This window comes from Pseudomonas sp. LBUM1674, assembly GCF_059695635.1.
On the sequence record NZ_CP166779.1, the window covers coordinates 4,067,502 to 4,086,013 of the forward strand.

General features: G+C 63.1%; 16 protein-coding genes. 6 read left to right on the forward strand and 10 right to left on the reverse strand.

Features of this window, described 5'->3' with window-relative positions; genetic code table 11:
• Positions 1–155 precede the first annotated feature (155 nt).
• The 5 genes from ACA067_RS18635 to ACA067_RS18655 form a co-directional block, all read right to left on the reverse strand.
• Positions 156–938, reverse strand: coding sequence for an SDR family oxidoreductase (locus ACA067_RS18635; RefSeq protein ID WP_497457921.1), 783 nt, complete (start codon positions 936–938; stop codon positions 156–158).
• Positions 935–2,632, reverse strand: a complete 1,698-nt coding sequence (locus ACA067_RS18640; RefSeq protein ID WP_497457922.1) for an FAD-binding protein — start codon at positions 2,630–2,632, stop codon at positions 935–937. The genes ACA067_RS18635 and ACA067_RS18640 overlap by 4 nt, the downstream gene beginning before the upstream one ends.
• An 8-nt stretch (positions 2,633–2,640) precedes the next feature.
• Positions 2,641–4,350 (reverse strand): FAD-binding protein, encoded by a 1,710-nt coding sequence (locus tag ACA067_RS18645; protein WP_497457923.1) that lies wholly within the window; start codon positions 4,348–4,350, stop codon positions 2,641–2,643.
• A 188-nt stretch (positions 4,351–4,538) separates the two neighbouring features.
• The gene (locus ACA067_RS18650) at positions 4,539–6,134 is read right to left on the reverse strand and encodes an amidase (protein WP_497457924.1); all 1,596 of its coding nucleotides are present in this window, start codon (positions 6,132–6,134) and stop codon (positions 4,539–4,541) included.
• A gap of 28 nt (positions 6,135–6,162) precedes the next feature.
• Positions 6,163–7,596 carry a coniferyl aldehyde dehydrogenase gene (locus tag ACA067_RS18655; RefSeq protein WP_497457925.1) on the reverse strand — a complete coding sequence of 478 codons (1,434 nt, stop codon included), beginning with the start codon at positions 7,594–7,596 and terminating at the stop codon, positions 6,163–6,165.
• Between the two features lie 198 nt (positions 7,597–7,794).
• Between ACA067_RS18655 and ACA067_RS18660 the strand changes: the two genes are divergently transcribed.
• From ACA067_RS18660 to ACA067_RS18680, 5 genes are all read left to right on the forward strand, one after another.
• The gene (locus ACA067_RS18660; protein ID WP_150796330.1) at positions 7,795–8,778 is read left to right on the forward strand and encodes a flavin reductase family protein; all 984 of its coding nucleotides are present in this window, start codon (positions 7,795–7,797) and stop codon (positions 8,776–8,778) included.
• The gene (locus ACA067_RS18665) at positions 8,775–10,112 is read left to right on the forward strand and encodes a spinster family MFS transporter (protein ID WP_497457926.1); all 1,338 of its coding nucleotides are present in this window, start codon (positions 8,775–8,777) and stop codon (positions 10,110–10,112) included. The genes ACA067_RS18660 and ACA067_RS18665 overlap by 4 nt, the downstream gene beginning before the upstream one ends.
• Before the next feature lie 175 nt (positions 10,113–10,287).
• Positions 10,288–11,619 carry an MFS transporter gene (locus ACA067_RS18670; protein ID WP_497457927.1) on the forward strand — a complete coding sequence of 444 codons (1,332 nt, stop codon included), beginning with the start codon at positions 10,288–10,290 and terminating at the stop codon, positions 11,617–11,619.
• Between the two features lie 123 nt (positions 11,620–11,742).
• The gene (locus ACA067_RS18675; RefSeq protein ID WP_497457928.1) at positions 11,743–12,471 is read left to right on the forward strand and encodes a hypothetical protein; all 729 of its coding nucleotides are present in this window, start codon (positions 11,743–11,745) and stop codon (positions 12,469–12,471) included.
• Positions 12,472–12,493: 22 nt separating this feature from the next.
• On the forward strand, positions 12,494–13,192 hold the full coding sequence (locus ACA067_RS18680; RefSeq protein WP_497457929.1) for an SOS response-associated peptidase family protein: 699 nt from the start codon (positions 12,494–12,496) through the stop codon (positions 13,190–13,192).
• Positions 13,193–13,269: 77 nt separating this feature from the next.
• On the opposite strand, the gene ACA067_RS18685 is transcribed toward ACA067_RS18680, so the two are convergent.
• The 5 genes from ACA067_RS18685 to ACA067_RS18705 all read right to left on the reverse strand — a co-directional run bounded on the left by ACA067_RS18685 (position 13,270) and on the right by ACA067_RS18705 (position 17,407).
• Positions 13,270–14,052: an ABC transporter substrate-binding protein gene (locus ACA067_RS18685; RefSeq protein ID WP_497457930.1), complete on the reverse strand. Its 783-nt coding sequence runs from the start codon at positions 14,050–14,052 to the stop codon at positions 13,270–13,272.
• Positions 14,053–14,199: 147 nt separating this feature from the next.
• Positions 14,200–14,565: a RidA family protein gene (locus tag ACA067_RS18690; RefSeq protein WP_497457931.1), complete on the reverse strand. Its 366-nt coding sequence runs from the start codon at positions 14,563–14,565 to the stop codon at positions 14,200–14,202.
• The gene (locus ACA067_RS18695) at positions 14,562–15,962 is read right to left on the reverse strand and encodes an FAD-dependent oxidoreductase (RefSeq protein WP_497457932.1); all 1,401 of its coding nucleotides are present in this window, start codon (positions 15,960–15,962) and stop codon (positions 14,562–14,564) included. Before ACA067_RS18695 ends, ACA067_RS18690 begins: the two co-directional genes overlap by 4 nt.
• Complete coding sequence (locus ACA067_RS18700; RefSeq protein ID WP_497457933.1) at positions 15,955–16,293, reverse strand: (2Fe-2S)-binding protein; 339 nt, start codon at positions 16,291–16,293, stop codon at positions 15,955–15,957. Before ACA067_RS18700 ends, ACA067_RS18695 begins: the two co-directional genes overlap by 8 nt.
• On the reverse strand, positions 16,283–17,407 hold the full coding sequence (locus tag ACA067_RS18705) for an NAD(P)/FAD-dependent oxidoreductase (RefSeq protein ID WP_497457934.1): 1,125 nt from the start codon (positions 17,405–17,407) through the stop codon (positions 16,283–16,285). The genes ACA067_RS18700 and ACA067_RS18705 overlap by 11 nt, the downstream gene beginning before the upstream one ends.
• Positions 17,408–17,576: 169 nt before the next feature.
• Between ACA067_RS18705 and ACA067_RS18710 the strand changes: the two genes are divergently transcribed.
• Entirely contained in the window at positions 17,577–18,482 is a 906-nt protein-coding gene (locus ACA067_RS18710; protein WP_497457935.1) for a LysR substrate-binding domain-containing protein, read from the forward strand.
• The last annotated feature ends 30 nt before the right edge of the window (positions 18,483–18,512 follow it).

The window sequence follows — 18,512 nt, forward strand, 5'->3', positions numbered from 1 at the left end:
GAAACGCCCTATTTCCACCTCGACCGACTTCGTAAAAGCTTGCGAGCCTTCACGCTGCGGTCTGTCTGTGTGACCGCGTTATCGTTCTTCGCGGGCAAGCCTCGCTCCTACGGGCGTGTGTGGGTGTACGTGAAAGAGAGGGGTGGCAACGGCCGCTAGATACTCATCACCATCTGCCCGCTATCAATGCGCAACTCGACTCCATTGATCGCCCGGGACTCATCACTGGCCAGGAACAGCACGCTGGCCGCCACGTCCTCGGGCCGGCACATGCGGTTCATCGGGTCGCTGTCGATGGTCATGCGGTCCGGGTCGACGCCTTCGGGGAGGCTGCCACGGGTCATGTCGGTGAGCACGCCATCCGGATGCAGAGTGTTGCAGCGGATGCGGTATTTGCGCCGCCGGCACAGCGCCGCCACCGAACGCGACAATGCCGCCACCGCGCCCTTGGAGGCGCTGTAGGCGAGGTAATCGTCACGCCCGGCCAGGGCCGCGACGGACGACAGGTTGATGATCGAACCACCGCTGTCCTTCATCAACGCGATGCCTTCGCGACAACCCAGAAACACGCTGTCGGCATTCACCCGCATCACCTTTTGCCACGCCTGCAGACTGGTTTCTTCAATCGAGCCGGCGATCAGGATGCCGGCATTGTTGACCAGGATATCCAGACGACCGTAGCGCTCGCGCACATGGCCGATGACCTGGCGCCACGCGTCTTCACTGCTGACGTCGTGGCGAATGAAGGCTGCAGCCGGCCCGATTTCAGCCGCCAGGGCCTGGCCTGCCTCGACGTCCAGGTCGCTGATCAGCACCTGGGCACCTTCGGCCGCCAGCAGGCGCACGCTGGCAGCGCCGATCCCCTTGGCGCCGCCGGTGACCAGCGCGACCTTGCCGTGAACCCGGCCGTTCTTGTTGTTTTGATTGAGCGTCATCATGTCATCTCATGTGCGTGGGTCGTTTGGAATTGCTGGCCGTGCGGGCGGGCAACGGCGGCACCGGCACGACGACCGGAGAACACGCAGTCGGCCAGGGACAGGCCACTGATGTACAAATGCGAAGGTATGCCCAGGGCGCTGCGTCCGGCCGCGTACAAACCAGCTATGGCTTGCCCCTGCTGGTCCAGCACTGCGCCGCTGCGCTCATCCACGCGCAAGCCGCCCAGGGTCAGGGCGCCCAGGGGGAATACCGGATTGGTCACCGAGATATCGCAGGCATAGAAAGGCCCCTGTTCCAGCACCTGGCGTCCGCCCTCGGACTTGCCGAACGGCTCCGGCGCCTCGCCACGGGCGGCAGCGTTGGCAGCCAGCACCGAGGCACGCAGTACGGCGGGGTCCATGGCCGTCGCATTGGCCAATTCGCTCAGGCTCTTGCCCTTGCGCACCTTGAACAGCATCAGCACCAGGGCCGGCAAGCTTTGAAACCACCAATAGCCGCCAAACAATGCCTCACGGATGGCTTTCTTGCGCAGCGGTGCATCCAGCACCAGCCACGCTTTGCCGCCCTGCTCCTCCATCAAGGGTTGACCCAGGGTCGCGCCATAGACTTCTTCGTTGCAGAAACGTCGGCCTTCGCGATTGACCACGATGCCCTTGTGCCAACTGTACGGCGGGTTGATAAACCGCCAGGCCGAAACCCGCTCCAGTCCGGCGCCCTGACCACCGACGCTGGTTCCCAGGCGCAGGCCGCTGCCGTCACAGCCTGTGGCACCGACTTTGAAGTTACGCTCGAATTTCGGCGCATGCCGTTTGATCAGTTCGCGATTGAAAATGAAACCACCGGTACTGAGGATGACGCCGTTGCGGGCGTGAACCAGCCGTGGTCGGGCGAAGTCCCGTTCGAGCTGGCCGATCCGCTGACGCAGCTTCTTGCAGTAACCCGCGGCGAAATTCTGTAGACGCTCGGCACGAGCGGCCAGGCGTGCATGCAACTGCGCTTGCGGGGTGCCGGGCGTGATGCACCACATCTCGGCACCCAACACCCGCCCCTGCGCATCAACCACCAGGCGCTTGGCTGCCGCTTGCAGCAATGGCCGAACCCCGGCGCGCAGGCACGCGTCCTTGAGATGCCCATATAGCACCGCGCCGCACTGGCCTTTGCCCACGGTGCGATGACCCCGTGGTGCCGGTGGCAGTGGTCCGCCATGCTGCGGGACCAGCTCGTTGCCGGAGTAATAGAGAAAGTAACCGTCAGGCGGGTACGAAGTCTTGCCGCCCGGCGGCATCTGGTGGCCATAGGGCGCACCGTGGCTTTCCAGCCAGTCGAGGTTGCTGACGCTGTCGGCGCAGAAGCGCCGCAGGGTGTCGTCGCTGACCACGTTTCGGGTTTCATGCTTGAGGTAGTCAAACATGGCTTCGGGCGTGTCGCTGAACCCTGCCGCCTGCTGATGGCGGGTACCGCCACCGGCGTAGACCACCCCGCCACTCTTGACACTGGCACCGCCACCGGTGAATCGGTCGGCAATCAAGACATCGGCACCCAGGGCGCGGGCCTCCAGCGCCGAGCAGGCCCCGGCTGCGCCCCACCCGATAACCAATACATCGCAGTGCTCGTCCCACAGCAACGCGCTGCTGTCGGCGACTTGCAAAGGTGTCTGGATCGGCGTGCAGAAACTGTCATCGAACGTCGCCATACACCCTCCTATCGCTGGCTGGCCAAGTGGTTGGCGGCGACATAAGCGAAGGTCATCGCCGGCCCCAGTGTGCCGCCCGCGCCTGGATAGCTGGTGCCCATCACCGACGCCGAGCAGTTGCCGATCGCGTACAGGCCAGCGATGGCGGCGCCGTCCTCGCGGACCACTTGCGCATGTTCGTTGGTCAGCAGGCCACCCTTGGTGCCGATGTCCCCGGCATCCAGACGCATGGCGTAGTACGGCCCTTTGCGCAATGGCGCCAGGCACGGGTTGGGCTTGATATTGCTGTCGCCGTAATAACGGTCGAATACATTGCCGCCGCGCCCGAAGTCCGGATCCTTACCCGTGCGCGCATAGTCGTTGACCTTGACCACGGTGGCTTCGAGACCGGCGGCATCAACGCCGATCTGCTTGGCCAGCCCGGCCAGGGAGTCGTCCTTCCAGTACAGGGTGTTGAGCCATTCCTTGCGCAAGCGGCTGTCGGGCATGATCTGGCCCGGCATCAACGGCCCCATCGCGTAGTTGAAACGGAAATGGCCATCGAAAATCACCCAGGCCGGCACCGACTTGCCACCCGTGAGCCCGTTGTCGCGGTACATGGCATCGACAAACTCCAGATACGGCGCGGCCTCGTTGACGAAGCGCCGGCCCAGGCTGTTGACCACGATGGCGCCAGGGAACGCGCGCTCGGCGAAGATCCCCCGGGGTTTTTCCTCGCCCGGTACGGCGATGGTCGGCGCCCACCAGGCCCAATCCATCAATGCGGTGGCCGCGCCCTGAGCCAGCCCGGCTTCCAGCGCGGCACCGGTGTTGTTGCCCGGAGGTGTCGCACTCCAGGCCATGCGGGTCGGTTGCGGCAAGTATTTTTCACGCAGTGCCTGGTTCTGTTCAAAACCACCGGACGCCAGGATCACCCCGTGACGCGCGTGCAGTTGCACCTCGGCACCGTTGCGCCGCACGCTGACGCCGCTGACCCGGCCGTCCTTGGTGAGCAAGCCTGCAAAATCGGTGTTGAGCCAGAGCGGCACGTTGCGGTCCATCAGCGAGCGCCGCAGCGATGCCACCAGCGAGCTGCCCAGGGACGCTCGGCGGTCGATCTTGCTTTTGCGGCGCCATTTGAAATCGAGTTTGTAACGCAGCATCAGGCCCATGATCAGCAGGCGCCAGCCAAAACCACGCGCCATGACCTTGTGCGCATCGCGGGCGGTCCAGGCGATGCAGCCCATGAGCAAGGTCGACGGCGAAGGTTTACGCAGGTTGTCCAGTTCGTCGCCCAACAGGCTGGTATCGAAGAACTCCGGATCCAGGGTTCTTCCGCCGGCCAGCGCGCCCGGCAGGTGCGGGTAATAGTCGGGGTATTTGGCGGCCACCGCGTAGCGTACCCGACTGGTCTGGGCAAGCTCCTCGATCATTTTCGGCGCATTGTCCAGATAGCTGCGCAGCCGGGTTTCATCGACATGTTCGCCCGCTGCGGCTTGCAGGTAACGCAAGGCCGTTGCGTAAGTGTCGTTGCCGTTCAGCTTCGCGAAATAGTGGTTGTTGGGGATCCAGATACCGCCGCCGGAGATCGCCGAGGTGCCGCCGTACTTGTCGCTTTTTTCCACGATCAGCACACTGAAACCGTGATCGGCGAGGAACACCGCCGACGTCATTGCACCTGCGCCCGAACCAACGACAATTACATCGTAGTGGGTCTGAGACTGAACTTGAGCCGTCATTGTTGTTATGCCATTAGCTGAGGTCAGAGATAACCGCCGACGACGCTGTGGGAACGCTGGCGGAGTGCATCCCATGATCGGGGCTGCACTGGCCGGGCTCATCGTCAAAGCGGACTAGGAAGCCGGCCCGACAACCGGTTGCTCATGAAAGCTGCGAACAACCGGCCGAAAGGGCCAGGCAAGTGCTGTCAGAGGACGGCGCGTCTGGCGGCCCAGGGACGATCCTGCTCCAGTTGACTGGCCAGGCGCAGCAGACCGTCTTCACCTCCCAGGCGCGCGGTGAACATCATGCCCACCGGCAGACCGCTATCGCTTTGGCCCAACGGCAGCGAGATGGCCGGTTGGCCGCTGACGTTGGCCAGCACGGTGAAGCCGGCGCTGCCCATGGCGTGATGGGCATAGCTGTCCCAGGATTGATCCAGGGTCAGCAAGCCCAGTTGCGGCGTCAGGTTGGCGGTGACCGGCGACAGGATCACGTCGAAGCGTTCGAACGGCTGCTCCATGGTTGCGCCAATACTTTCGAACGACTGACGGGCGCGATACAGGCCTTCACCCGTGGTGGCCTGGGCGCGTTCCAGGTTGACCAGGGTGATTTTCTCCAGCTCCTGCGCCGTGGCGGCCCGCCCCAGCACTTGTTCGCGGTCGTGAATCGCGGTGCGCAATGCGGTGCCGATCACTGTGCCATGCGCACCGAACAGCTGACGTGGATCGATGTTCAGCGTCAGCTCTTCGACTTCATGTCCCAGTCCCAGCAATTGCTTGATGGTCTGCTCCAGCGTGGCAGCAATCGCCGGCTCCAACGCCGCGCCGGTCAATGACTGGCGAACCACGGCGACACGCAACTTGCCTGGCTCGCGCTGCAATTCTTCAACATACGGCCGTATCAGCGGCGGGATCCAGTACGCACTGCCCGCTTCATGGCCCTGACCGGCATCGAGAAACAGCGCGGTATCGCGCACCGTGCGCGAGACCACATTGCCGACGCTGGCGCCAAACCAACCCTCGAAATGCGCCGGCCCACTCGGGGTGCGATAACGGCTGGGCTTGAGCCCCACCAGCCCGCAATACGAGGCAGGAATGCGGATCGAGCCGCCACCGTCGGTGGCGTGGGCCACAGGCACGATCCCGGCGGCCACGGCCGCCGCTGCGCCGCCAGAGGAACCACCCGCGCTCATGGCCAGGTTCCACGGGTTGCACGTCTGCCCCCACAGCATGGATTCAGTGGTGGTGGTCAAGCCGAACTCGGGACAGGTCGTCTTGCCGAAGGGCACGGCGCCAGCTCGCTCGTAGCGGCTGATCAGGGTGCTGGTCCGGGCCGCTGGCGGGGCGTCCTTGAACAGCCGGCAACCATTGCTGGTCGAGGTGCCTTCCAGGTAGGTATTGAGGTCTTTGATCAACACCGGCACGCCGGCCAGTGCCCCTTGGGTTTGAGTACCGGCGGAACGGCGTTGGGCTAACAGCGTGCGGGCGTAGGCCTCGTGCAGCATGTTCACGGCCTTGACCCTGGGATTCACCGCCTGGCAGCGAGCTAGCGCCGCCGCCAGCAGGTCTTCGGCCAGCAGCTCGCCGCTGCGAATGGCCTGGCTCATGGCCCAGGCGTCCAGCCCTTGGTAGTCACTGGCCGACAGACCCGCCGCACGGGCATCGGCAAAACGTCCCAGCAATCCGATACCCGCGACCACGGCGCCCGCCTTGAGCACGCTGCGCCGCGGCCAGCCGGTCTGCGGCGCGTTGGACAAGGTGGTTGTCGAGGCAGTAATCGGTTGGTGTTCGTTGGTTTTCATAGCGATTGTCGCGCCCTGTCGATTATTGTTATGAGGTCACGCTGGCCAGCATGGCCGCCAAAAAGTGTTCGCCATACGGCGGCAAGAGCCCCCATTGACGGCGCGGGTCATGCTCCGGCGCCTTGAACACCGTGCGCTGGTGGCTGAACTCGAGAAACCCTTCGTGACCATGGTAATGGCCCATGCCCGAGGCGCCGACACCGCCAAACGGCGCATCGTGCATCGCCGCGTGCATCATCACATCGTTGACGGTCACGCCGCCGGACACGGTGCGCTCCAGCACGTAGCGCTGCTGTTCGGGGTCTTTGCCGAAGTAATACAGCGCCAGCGGGCGGGGACGACCATTGATATCGTCAATGACCTGGTCGAGGTGTTCATAGGTGAGCACGACCATGGCGGGGCCGAAGATTTCTTCACCCATGATCACACTGTCCGGCGCCGGGTCGACCACCACGCGCAGGGGCCGGCGCCGGTCCTCGGCATTCGGCGCCAGGGGTTCGGGCAGGCACTCGACGCGTGCGCCGCGGGCCTGGGCGTCCAGTACGTAATCTTCGACCCGGTCCAGGTGCCGCTGGTTGACCACCGCCACCACGTCCGGGTTGCCGGCCACCGCAGGATTGAGTTCGCTGTAGGTGGCGCGCAGGGCTTCAAGGAAGGGTTCCAGCAGCGCCTTGGGCACGTACACCAGATCCGGACTGATGCAGATTTGCCCGCCATTGCAGGCTTTCCCCACGGCGATGCTGAAAGCGGCTTTTTTCAGGTCGGCGCTGGCGGAGACGATGACCGGCGACTTGCCGCCCAGCTCCAGCGTCACCGGCACCAGGTTCAGTGCGGCGTTGCGCATGACCAGCCGCCCCGTCGCGGTACTGCCGGTGTACACCAGGTGGTCAAACGGTTGGGCACTGAAGACTTCGGCCAGCTCCACGTCGCCAGTGACGACGCCGACCTCCAGCGGGTCGAGGTGTTCAGCGAACAGCTGCGCCACCAACTCGGCCGTCCGTGGTACCACGTCCGACGGCTTGAGGATGGCCCGGTTGCCTGCGGCCAGCACCGAGGCCAAGGGGCTGAACAGGGTAAACAAAGGCGCGTTCCAGGTACCGAGAATGCCCACCGTGCCCTTGGGTTGGTGCATCACCCACGCCTTGGCGCCGAGCTGATCGTAGGGCGCAAAAGGCGCACGTGGATCATCCTGCATCCAGTCCTGCAGATGGTCACGCGCATATTTGAGCGAGGCCAGGGCGCCGAGCACGTCATTCATCAACGAGAAACCGGCAGGCCGACCGCCGAAATCCAGGTCGATCGCCTCGGTCAACACGCCATGGTGGCGCACCAACAGATCGATGACTTGCTGGAGTCGGCGTCGGCGGGTGTCGGCGCTCACTGCACCGGCGCTGGCGAATGCGCTTTTTTGCCGGGATAACAGACTGGTGAGCCCTTGGACGGATGATATGACTGAACTCATTCGTGTCCCCTTGCTGGTACTGGCCCAATGGCCGGGAAGCGCCCGATGCGCTTGCCGCCACCCTAGCCGTACACCCCGCGCGACGCCTCGTCCGATCGGACGAGTATCGAGCAAATCTGTTAGTCCGTTGAGACGATGTTGAACCCTGGGATGCGACCAATACTGGCCCTACGAAAATCCCACCCCATGAGGCCAGTCATGGCAATGCAAAACGTCAGTTTCGATCCCCAGGCTTTTCGTGCCGCACTCGGCACCTTTACCACCGGGGTCACCATCATCACCACCCAGACCGAAGACGGCTCACCCGTGGGAATCACGGCCAACAGTTTCAACTCGGTGTCGCTCAATCCGCCGATGGTGCTCTGGAGCCTGTCCAAGCAGGCCCGCAGCTTGCCAGTCTTCACCAGCGGCAAACACTGGAACGTCCACGTGTTGTCCACCGAACAGGAAGCACTGTCGGGACGTTTCGCCACCCAGGGCGAGGACAAGTTTTCTGAAATCAAGCTGGACAATGGCGTCAGCGGGGCGCCGCTGCTGCAAGACTGCACGGCACGTTTTCAATGCCGCACCGCATTCCAGTATGAAGGCGGCGACCATGTGATTTTTGTCGGTGAAGTCCTCGCCTTCGATCACAGCGACCGCGCGCCACTGGCGTTCCAGAGTGGCCAATATGCATTGGCGACCCGCAAGCCACGCAGCGAACTGCGCCTGGCCACCACGCCGCCGCCCCCCGAGTGCAGTTACACCGAGGACCTGCTCGGTTACCTTTTGGGGCGCGGACACTACCAGGTCCTCAATGCCCTGCGGCAGATGCTGAGTAACCAGCATCTGGACGAACAGGCGTTTTTTATCCTGTCGATCTTGTGTATCCGCGACAACCTGAACCTTGAGGAAATCAATACCTTCGTGACCTACACCGGTCGTGAAGTCACGCTGGCCAGCATGCGCTTTCTCGAAAACCAGCGCCTGGTGGCGTTCGAGGGCTCGGCAGAGTCACTGCGTTTTGTCCTCACCGCCCAGGGCCGCGAGGTTTCGTTGCATCAGCTGGCGCTGGCCAAGGCGGTGGAAGAGGACCTCTCGGCCAAGCTCGGCACCGCCGATGCACAAGCCTTGAAGGTATTGCTCAAGCGCCTGATCGTCGTGAGTGACCCCGGCTTGCCGGATCTCTGGGCACCGCGATGAACGTGGTCTCGGGCATGCTGCCCCCAGCCAGGGTTGGTTGGGGGAGCCACGGTTTTCTGATGCTGCTGGCCATGGTGTTTGCCGACAACTTCGTCGGACGACAGATACTCGCGGTGATGATCGAACCGATCAAATCCGAATTCGGGGTCAGCGATACCGCCATCGGGTTGATCTCCGGCCTGGCGTTCGCGGCGGTGTACGCACTCTTGGGCCTGCCGGCGGGAAGGCTGGTGGACCGCATGCCGCGCACCCGTCTGCTGGCCATGTCGTGCCTGCTCTGGGCCGTGGCGACAATGGCCTGCGGACTGGCCGGCAGCTTCCTTGCGCTGGCCGTCGCGCGAATGCTGGTGGCGGTCAGTGAATCGCCGACGACCTCGGCCTCGCTGTCGTTGATCGCTGACCTGTATCCACCACAACGACGCTCATTCGCAATCAGTTGTTTTACCGCGGCACCGACGTTTTCCTCGATCATCGGTTTGAGTCTCGGGGCCTGGGTGGTGGAGCACTATGGCTGGCGCAGCGGGTTTATCGCCATTGGCATGCCGGCCGTGGTGTTTTGCGCTGTCCTGACCTTTTTCGTGCGCGACCCGCAGCGTGGCCGTTGGGACCTCGCGCCCCACGCCCACTCGCCCTCTCCACTGCTGGGTATGGGTGCCGAAGCCCGCAAGCTGTGGGCGTTGCCGGCCTACCGGTACCTGATCCTCGCGGGCGGCCTGGCCACGCTCAGTTCCTACGCAATCGGCATGTGGAACACCAGCTTCCTGGTGCGTTCCCACGGCCTGTCACTGCAACACGCCGGGCTGCTGGTCGGGGTGATCTGCGGTATTTCGGCCGGGATCGGTGGCCTGTTGAGTGGTTGGTTAAGTGACCGCCTGTGCCGCCGCCACCCCCACTGGCAGATTTCCATTCCCGTGTTGGGCCATCTGGCGGCCCTCGCCGCGCTTACCCCTTATCTGCTCTGGTCCGATGCCCTGCTGGTGCGCTTGGGCGATGTACCTATTCCGACCGCAATGCTCTGGTGCGCCCTCTATTCCTTCTTTGCCGTTTGGTGGCTCGCCCCGTCCTACAACCTCGTCACCCAACTGGTGCCGGCAAATCGGCGCGGCACCGCCATGGCCCTGCAGACCATCGTCAGTACCCTGCTCGGGGTCGGCATCGGGCCACTGATAACCGGGTTGTTCAGCGACATGCTGTTGCCGCTGTTTGGCCAGGAGTCGTTGCGTTATGCACTGATGCTGGTGAGCCTGCCGGTGATTGGCGCTGTGCTGTTGCTGGTGCGCACCGCGCACCATGCGTCCAGAACGGCCTATCGTCACGCCGTGACCGTCTCGTAACCCCTGCGAGGACACGAAGTCGACCGCGCAATCGGAACTCCCCTCGATACGAATCATGCGTACCCCAATCGCAATGAGTCGGTCATGACTATGCGGATGACACTTTTGAAGTAAGCCGTTTCAATCGCTGCCCCGATAATCGAAAGCCTACTAATGGAATGTCGAGGGGTCCATCATGACAAGCACAGCTCAGGTCAGTCCGCAAACGCTGAGAAAAGTCATTGTCGCCGCCGGCATCGGCAATTTCGTCGAGTGGTTCGACTTCGCCGTCTACGGTTTTCTGGCGACCACCATCGCGCAGCAATTTTTTCCCAGCGGCGACGCCAGCGTGGCCTTGCTGAAAACCTTCGCGGTATTCGCCGTGGCCTTTGCCTTCCGGCCGCTGGGCGGGATTTTCTTCGGCATGCTCGGCGACAGGATCGGGCGCAAGAGAACCCTGGCCATGACCATCCTGCTGATGGCGGGTGCGACGACCTTGATCGGGGTGTTGCCCACGTATGCCGCCATCGGGGTCATGGCGCCGATCCTGCTGACCGTCATCCGCTGCGCCCAGGGCTTTTCCGCCGGGGGCGAATACGCAGGTGCCTGTGCCTACCTGATGGAGCATGCGCCCCATGATAAAAGGGCCTGGTATGGCAGCTTCATCCCGGTCTCGACCTTTTCCGCCTTTGCCGCGGCCGCCGTGGTGGCTTACGCACTCGAGGCCTCATTATCGGCCGACGCCATGGGTAGCTGGGGCTGGCGCCTGCCGTTCCTGATTGCCGCGCCGCTGGGACTGGTGGGTCTTTACCTGCGCTGGAAGCTGGATGAAACCCCCGCTTTCCAGGCGGTGACCGAGGAACATGCGGTGGCACACTCCCCGCTCAAGGAGACCTTACGCAACCATGGCGCGGCGATCTGCTGCCTGGGGGCCTTCGTGTCGCTGACGGCGCTATCGTTCTATATGTTCACCACCTACTTTGCCACCTACCTGCAAGTCGCGGGCGGCCTGAGTCGCGCCACGGCATTGCTGGTGTCGCTGATTGCCTTGATCTTCGCCGCGGCGATCTGCCCGCTGGCCGGGCTGTATTCGGACCGGGTCGGGCGTCGGGCCACGGTGATGACCGCCTGCGCCCTGTTGATCGTGGCGGTGTACCCCTCGTTCCTGATGGCCAGTTCCGGATCGTTCGCCGCCTCCATCGTCGGCGTCATGCTGTTGGCGATCGGCGCGGTGTTGTGTGGCGTGGTCACCGCGGCCCTGCTTTCGGAAACCTTCCCCACCCGTACGCGCTATACCGCGTCGGCAATCACCTACAACATGGCCTACACCCTGTTCGGGGGCACCGCGCCGCTGGTGGCGACGTGGCTGATCAGCAGCACCGGCAGCAACCTGTCGCCCGCGTTCTATCTGATGGCGGTTGCGTTGCTCGCCTTGGCCGGTGGTTTGGCATTGCCGGAAACTTCAAGGATTTCCCTGCATGATGTGCCGACGAGGAAGAATGGCGTAGCGGTGGACGCTGCGGCCTGACCGTTCCAACGCGGCGGGCGAAGCTTCATTTTCAGAATCTGCAGCCCGTCGCCCCACCCTCGCCTGATCGCCACGCTTCGATTACTGTACATGCAACCAGTACTTGTACAGCAAACCCTCCCCATGAATTTCGACCAGGCTAAAGCGCTGAGACTTCAGCAGTGGCGCTCGACCCTCGACGACCACGATTTCCGCATGCAGAACCCCGAAGCCCACCGCCAGACCCTGCACGCCATAAGCGCGACCCTTGCCGGCGAGGGGTTGGTCGATGAACTCCAGCACTTCGACATGAACGAACTGGCGAACGCCGCCTACTGGCATGCTGTAGAAGAGCTGCACAGTGCGCCGGCCCGCTACTGCGGTGCGTCTTCCTATGATGTTGTTCGTCGCGCCGGCACTGAGCTGTTCGGTCGGGTTTCGCGATCCATTTTTTATGCCGCAAGCTCCCTTGCCGAAAGCGCCCGATTCTCCTACGACGGCAAAATTTACCAGGATGCCACCGGGGCGAATCTGGTATTCACCCCCTCCGGGGTGGTGGCGAGAATCACCGGACTGACCCTGACCCTGCCCGATGAGCAGCAATACGACCTCATAGAGACCGGGCGCACAGTCGAGGGGGTCACCCATGAACCGCTCGAAGATCCGGACCTCTACCGCGCACTGGTAGACGCCGCCCAGGTCGCCCGGGAATGCCGCGACCTGCGCCTGTTCGAAAGACTGCGACCGCTTCTCGACCCGGCCCGGTTCCACACCTGTCCCGCGTGCCTCGATCGATTTGATCGACGGGAAGACTGCGCTACGTGTTTTGGTCGAGGATTCGTCACGAAATCTCCGGCCGCTGAACTACGCTGAAGACACAGCCGGAGAACACACCATGTGCGGACGCCTTTCCCAGTATCGGGGCATTCACGATTTCGTCGCGGCGCTCGCCATTCCCAACGCCCTGATCAACTATGCCGGCGACCAGCCGCTGGCGCGTTATAACGCCGCGCCGACCACTCAACTCGCCCTCTTTCACCAGGAAGGCCAGTTTTTGCGCGCCGATATGGTGCGCTGGGGCTGGCGTCCGCACTGGGCCAAGGACCGCGCCGCGCCAATCAACGCTCGGGTCGAGAAGGTCGCCCATGGTCCGTTCTTCAAAGCGATCTGGCCACGCCGGGCGATCATCGCCATCGACAACTGGTTTGAATGGGTCGACGAACGCGGACCGAAGAAGCAGCCTTACCTGATCCGTCACCGAGACCGAACGCCGATCCTCTGCGCCGCGATCGGCCAGTACCCCAGCGCCGAGCACGGGCCGGGCGAACACGACGGCTTCGTCATCATCACTGCCGACAGCGCCGGTGGCATGGTGGACATCCATGACAGGCGGCCAGTGACCTTATCGCCGGAACTGGCCCGGGAATGGCTGGAGCCCACCACGCCCATGCAACGCGCCGAGCACCTGGCGCTGTTCCAGGGTGAGCCGACCGAGGCCTTCGAGTGGTTCAAGGTCGACCGCGCGATCGGCAACGTTCGCAACCAGGGCGCCCAGGTGATCGAACCTGCGGCCGGGATCGAGGGTGATGACTGACCATAAGCAGCCTCGACTCCGTCCCCAAAAAGAACAGCCGCCTGCTCAAGCCTGCGTGCCGAAAGCCCCCCCGCTGCTTACTCGCCGTAGATATCGAAATCGAAATACTTCTGGCGAATGGTGTCGTAGGTGCCATTGGCACGAATGGTCGCCAGTGCCTGATTGAAGCGACCCGCCAGCGGATCGTTCTTGCGCACGGCAATGCCGATGCCACTACCGAAGAACTGCTCTTCGGTGAAATTCGGGCCGACGAACTCGAAGCCCTGCCCTTCCGGCCGCTTCAACAGGCTTTCATCGATTACCACCGAACTGGCCATGGTGGCATCGAGGCGTCCGCCGAGCAGGTCGAGGAAAATTTCATTCTGCGAGCCGTAGCGCACCACTTCGGCACCGGCCGGGGCAAATTTTTCGGTGACGTAGCGATCGAAGTTGGTCGCGCGCTGCACCCCGATGCGCTTGCCTTTGAGCTGGGCCGGAATCTCGCTGATGCCACTGCCCTTTTTGAACACCAGGCGCGCCGGAATGCGGTAATAACGATTGCTGAAATCGACCGATTTCATCCGCTCCGGGGTCATGGACATCGACGAAATCACCGCGTCGACTTTCTTCACCTTGAGCGCGGGAATCAGCCCGTCGAACTCCTGTTCCTGCCACACGCACTGGACTTTCATCTCGGCGCAGAGTGCCTGGCCGATGTCGTAGTCGAAGCCGACGATGGCGTTATCCGGCGTTTTCGACGCGAACGGCGGGTAAGCCGCTTCGATGCCCAGGCGCAGAGGTTGCTCCGCCGCGTGCAGGTTGGCGCCGAACGCCAGCAGCGAGATGAGGCCAACCTTCAATACCGTATTTTTTACGTTCATTCATGGCTCCAGATGCGATGTTGTTTATGTCGGGCGCTCCGTGAAAGAAGGCGACCGTTATGGCAGCGGCAATGTGAACAAGGAGATGACGGCTCTGTCGGCCGCCTGCTCCGTCGTTGCGCCAGGCTGCACCCGGCGCTACGGGTACTACGTAGAAGCCCGGACGGCGGCGGTGACGATCAACTCCAACAGGATCTGCGGATCATCGAACATCACTTGCGCGGTAGCCCGTGCCGGCGTCTGCCCGGCATCGACCCAGGCGCTCCAGGTTTCATTCATGCCAGCGAAATCGGCACCCATGTCTTTCATCCAGATCTGCACGCTGAGCAGTCGGCTTTTGTCGCTGCCGGAGATTTCCAGCAGTTCGTCGAGCCGTTGCAGCACCTGGCGCGTCTGGCCACGGATGTCCTGGCTGCAGTCGGCGGCGACGATGCCGCTGAGCCAGGCCACGCCGTTATGCACGACGCTGCGGCTCAGACGTGGATTGCTTTCGATGCGTTGAATAAGGCTCATACAGGCTCCTGGGTGAGAGGTGTCTCAGTGGATAATTGGGCAAGGGTGATGGGTTTCAGTGGCGATCGAATGCGGTAATACCCGACCTCTGCGGCCGGGACCTTGCGCTGTTCGGCAATGATTTCAGTGACGCTCAAGCCACACAGGCGCCCCTGGCAAGGCCCCATGCCGCAGCGACCGAACGCCTTGGTCTGATTGGGCCCCAGGCAACCGAGGGCGACGTGATGGCGAATCGCGCCGGCGCTGACTTCTTCGCAGCGACAGACAATTACATCGTCGGCCGGAATGCGGTTTTGCTGTTGTGGGCGGTATAACGCATCGATCAGTGGCCGCGCAGCACGCTGGCGAATCAAGGCCTTTCGGTAAGGCGCGGCGAGTTGCTGCAGCTGTTGCGCGTCAATCTTTCCCGAGCTGGCAGCAATCGCCAGCCCGGCCAGGCGGCCCTCGAGCAGCGCCACGTGCGCACCGCCGATAGCGCCACCGTCACCGGCGATAAAAATGCCCGGCAGACTGGTTTCACCCTGGCTGTCGCGACGCGCGATCCAGCACAGTTGCTGTTCGCTCCAGTCATGTTCGAGGCGCAGCGACCAACTGATCTGGGTGTTGGGTACCACGCCTTGATGCAGCAGAATCAGCGAGGCCGAAAGCGTCCGGCGCCGACCGCCACTGTCGAAACTCAGGGCACTGGCCTGCGCCGTGCCTTCGATCTGCAAATCCCGGGCATCACGGAAATGCCTGACCCCGGCGCGTTTCAATTCGACCAGCAATTGCAGGCCCTTGAGCAGGTCACGCCAGCCGCGCAAGGCGCCCGGGACTTTGCGCCAGGCGCGCGGTAGATCGCCCCGGCCACTGGTGTCCACCAACGCTTCGATGACGATGCCGGTTCGCAGGTATTGCACCGCCAGCAGATACAACAAGGGTCCGCAGCCGGCCAGCACCACCGGCCCTTGCGGCACCAGCGCAGCGCTTTTGAGCAGGATCTGTCCGGCGCCGGCGGTCATGACGCCGGGCAAGGTCCAGCCAGGAATGGGCATGGGCCGTTCGAACGCACCGGTGGCGATCAATACATGATGACCTTGCAGGACTTCAGCGCGACCATCGATCAAGTAATGCACCTGACGCTGTGGCGTCACTTGCCAGATGGCAGCGTTGGCCAGGTAACGGGCCCCGCACCGGAGGAATTTTGCGACAAGCTCCGCTCCCGCTCCATAGTCATCGCCCAATACGCTGCGGCTGCGCGCATCGGCCTGCTGGATATTGCGATAGATTTGCCCACCGGGGCTGCCCTGTTCATCCAGCACCGCCACCGACAGTCCGTGGCGCGTGGCCTCAAGCGCCGCGCTCAGGCCAGCGGGGCCGGCGCCGATCACGATCAGATCGACTGTTGGCTTATTCATCAGCGCCCTCCTCGTCGTGGCCACGATCCAGAAAATCCCGAGCCCCGCGCTGGCGCAGAACACGCATACCCGCGCGAACCGGCAGCAGGCACGCCTGACAATTGGCCTGCCCGTCCACCTCGACCAGGCACTCGAAGCACACGCCCATCATGCAGAACGGTGCGCCGGGCCTGCCGCTGACTGCACTGTCGCGGGTGTGAGTGACGCCGCCGAGCAGCAAGGCGGCGGCCAGGGAAATGCCTGCGGGCACCGATAACAACGCGCCTTCGAATTCGATCTGCACGGTCTTTTCCGCGGGGATTAATGCCCGAAACAAGCTGTCAGCCAACATGGCGCACCTCGGGTTTGCGACTGAAGCGCTGCAGACTGAAAGGCGCCACGGCCGGCTCGTCATAGTCACCGGCAATCCACGGCGCCAGGCGCAAGGCATGGATTGCCGCCAGGGTCACGCCGCTGTGGCAACTGACTACCACCGCCCCCGGGCAGGCCTGCGAAGCTTCGTAGATGGGAAAGCCATCGGCGCTCAGCACCCGCAGCGCACCCCAGGCCCGAACCAGACGGACCTGCCCCAACCGGGGAAAGCACTGCACCGCGCGCCGGGCGATGCTGGCCATCACATCGCTGCTGGTACTGTCGTCGAAACCCACCGATTCATGGGAGTCGCCCAGCTGCACCGTGCCTTCGTCGGTCTGGCGCACGTAGGTGGTGGGGAAATGCAGAAAGGGTTTGAGACGCTCGGTCACCAGAATCTGCCCACGATTGGGGCTCACGGGCACGTCCATGCCCAACTGCGCGCCCAGTTCGCGATTGCCAAGCCCGGCGGCCAGCACCATCTGCCCGGCGTACCAGCGCTGTTCACCGGTATCCAGTTCGAAGCCCGAGCCGCGCAGGTCAATGGCGCTGACCCGCTGGCCATTGAGGATCCTGACCCCGCGCGCCTGGCAGGCGGCGTACAGCGCACGCAACAATTTCAACGGATTGACCTGACCGTCCATGGGCGAGTAACAGCCACCCACTACCGACGGTCCCACGCCCGGCAAGCGAGCGCGCAGTTGGGCCGAATCCAGCAGTTCGAACGGATAATCACCGTGCATGGCGTCGCGCAACCAGCGCAATCGACGGCTTTCCTCGGCCATCTCTTGCTCACTCAAACACAGCTGGAATCCGCCGGGCTGACGCAGATGGAGATCGATGCCGCTGTCGGCCTGCAACGAGGCGGCGAACCGTGGCCACAGCGCCACCGAATCCCGAGTCCATTGCGCATAGGGACTCATCCCGTAGCCCTTGCCCTGAACCCACAGCAGGCCGAAGTTGCCACGCGCCGCCCGATAGGCATCATCGCCCTCATCCAGGACGCTGACCTGGCGACCGAGCAGGGCCAGGCCATAAGCAATGGACAGCCCGACCAAACCACCCCCTACGATCATCACATCAGTTTTTTGCATGAGTTGGCACTGCCGCTCTTTCAACGCCGCGAAATCACCTGCGACGCAGGCATTACGCCTGAATGATCTTGATGCAGAGGATCCTAGAGAGCTGTCAGCGGCTTGAAAAATGCTTTATTTTGCCAAGGTCATGTCTTTTTGTTATGGATATTACCCAAGGATACCCGCCATGAATCTTCGTCAGCTGGAGGCCTTTCGCGCGGTCATCCTGGGCCAGACCGTCACCCGTGCCGCCGAGATGCTGCACATCTCGCAACCTGCGGCGACGCGACTGATTGCCAGCCTTGAGGAGGACATCGGCTTCAGTTTGTTCAACCGGCTCAAGGGCCGGCTGCAACCGACCGCCGAAGCCATGACGCTGTACCAGGAAGTACAACGGTCGTTGCTCGGGGTCGAACGCATTGCCCGGACGGCGCAGGACATCCGCAGCCTGAAACGCGGTTCACTGCACATTGCCAGCGCCCCGGCCATGGGGCTTTCATTCCTGCCGCGCGCCATCGCCGCGTTCATGGCCGAGCATGAGCACGTGCAGATCTCGCTGGTGGTGCATTCATCGCGCGAGGTCGTGGACCTGGTGGTCGGCCAGCGCTGCGACCTGGGCATCATCGTCCTGCCCAATACCTACCCCAGCCCGCGCGCAGAAAAACTCCTGGCCACCCGCATGCTCTGCGCACTGCCGGCGAACCATCGCTTGCAGGAAAAGACCACGATCCATCCCGAGGATCTGCAAGGCGAGGCGTTCATTTCCTATCCGCAATCCATCGGCTCGCGCCAGCACATTGACTCGATATTTGCCGCGTATGGGGTCGAGCGCGAACTGCGCCTGGAAACCCAACTGTCGCTGCCCATGTGCACCTTCGTCGAACAAGGGCTTGGGGTCGCGCTGGTCGACGCCATCAGCGCGGTCGAGTACCGCGGCAACGGCGTCGTGTTCAGGGCGTTCGAGCCGGCGATTGAAATGGATTTCAGCATGCTGTTGCCGGTGCAGGGGCCGACGTCGAAACTGCAGACCCGCTTTTTCGAACACATGCAGCACTTCATCGCCCACCAGGTTCCGGCCGAGTATCGGTTCTAAAAAGCACCGGCCAAACACAGGATCCGTGTA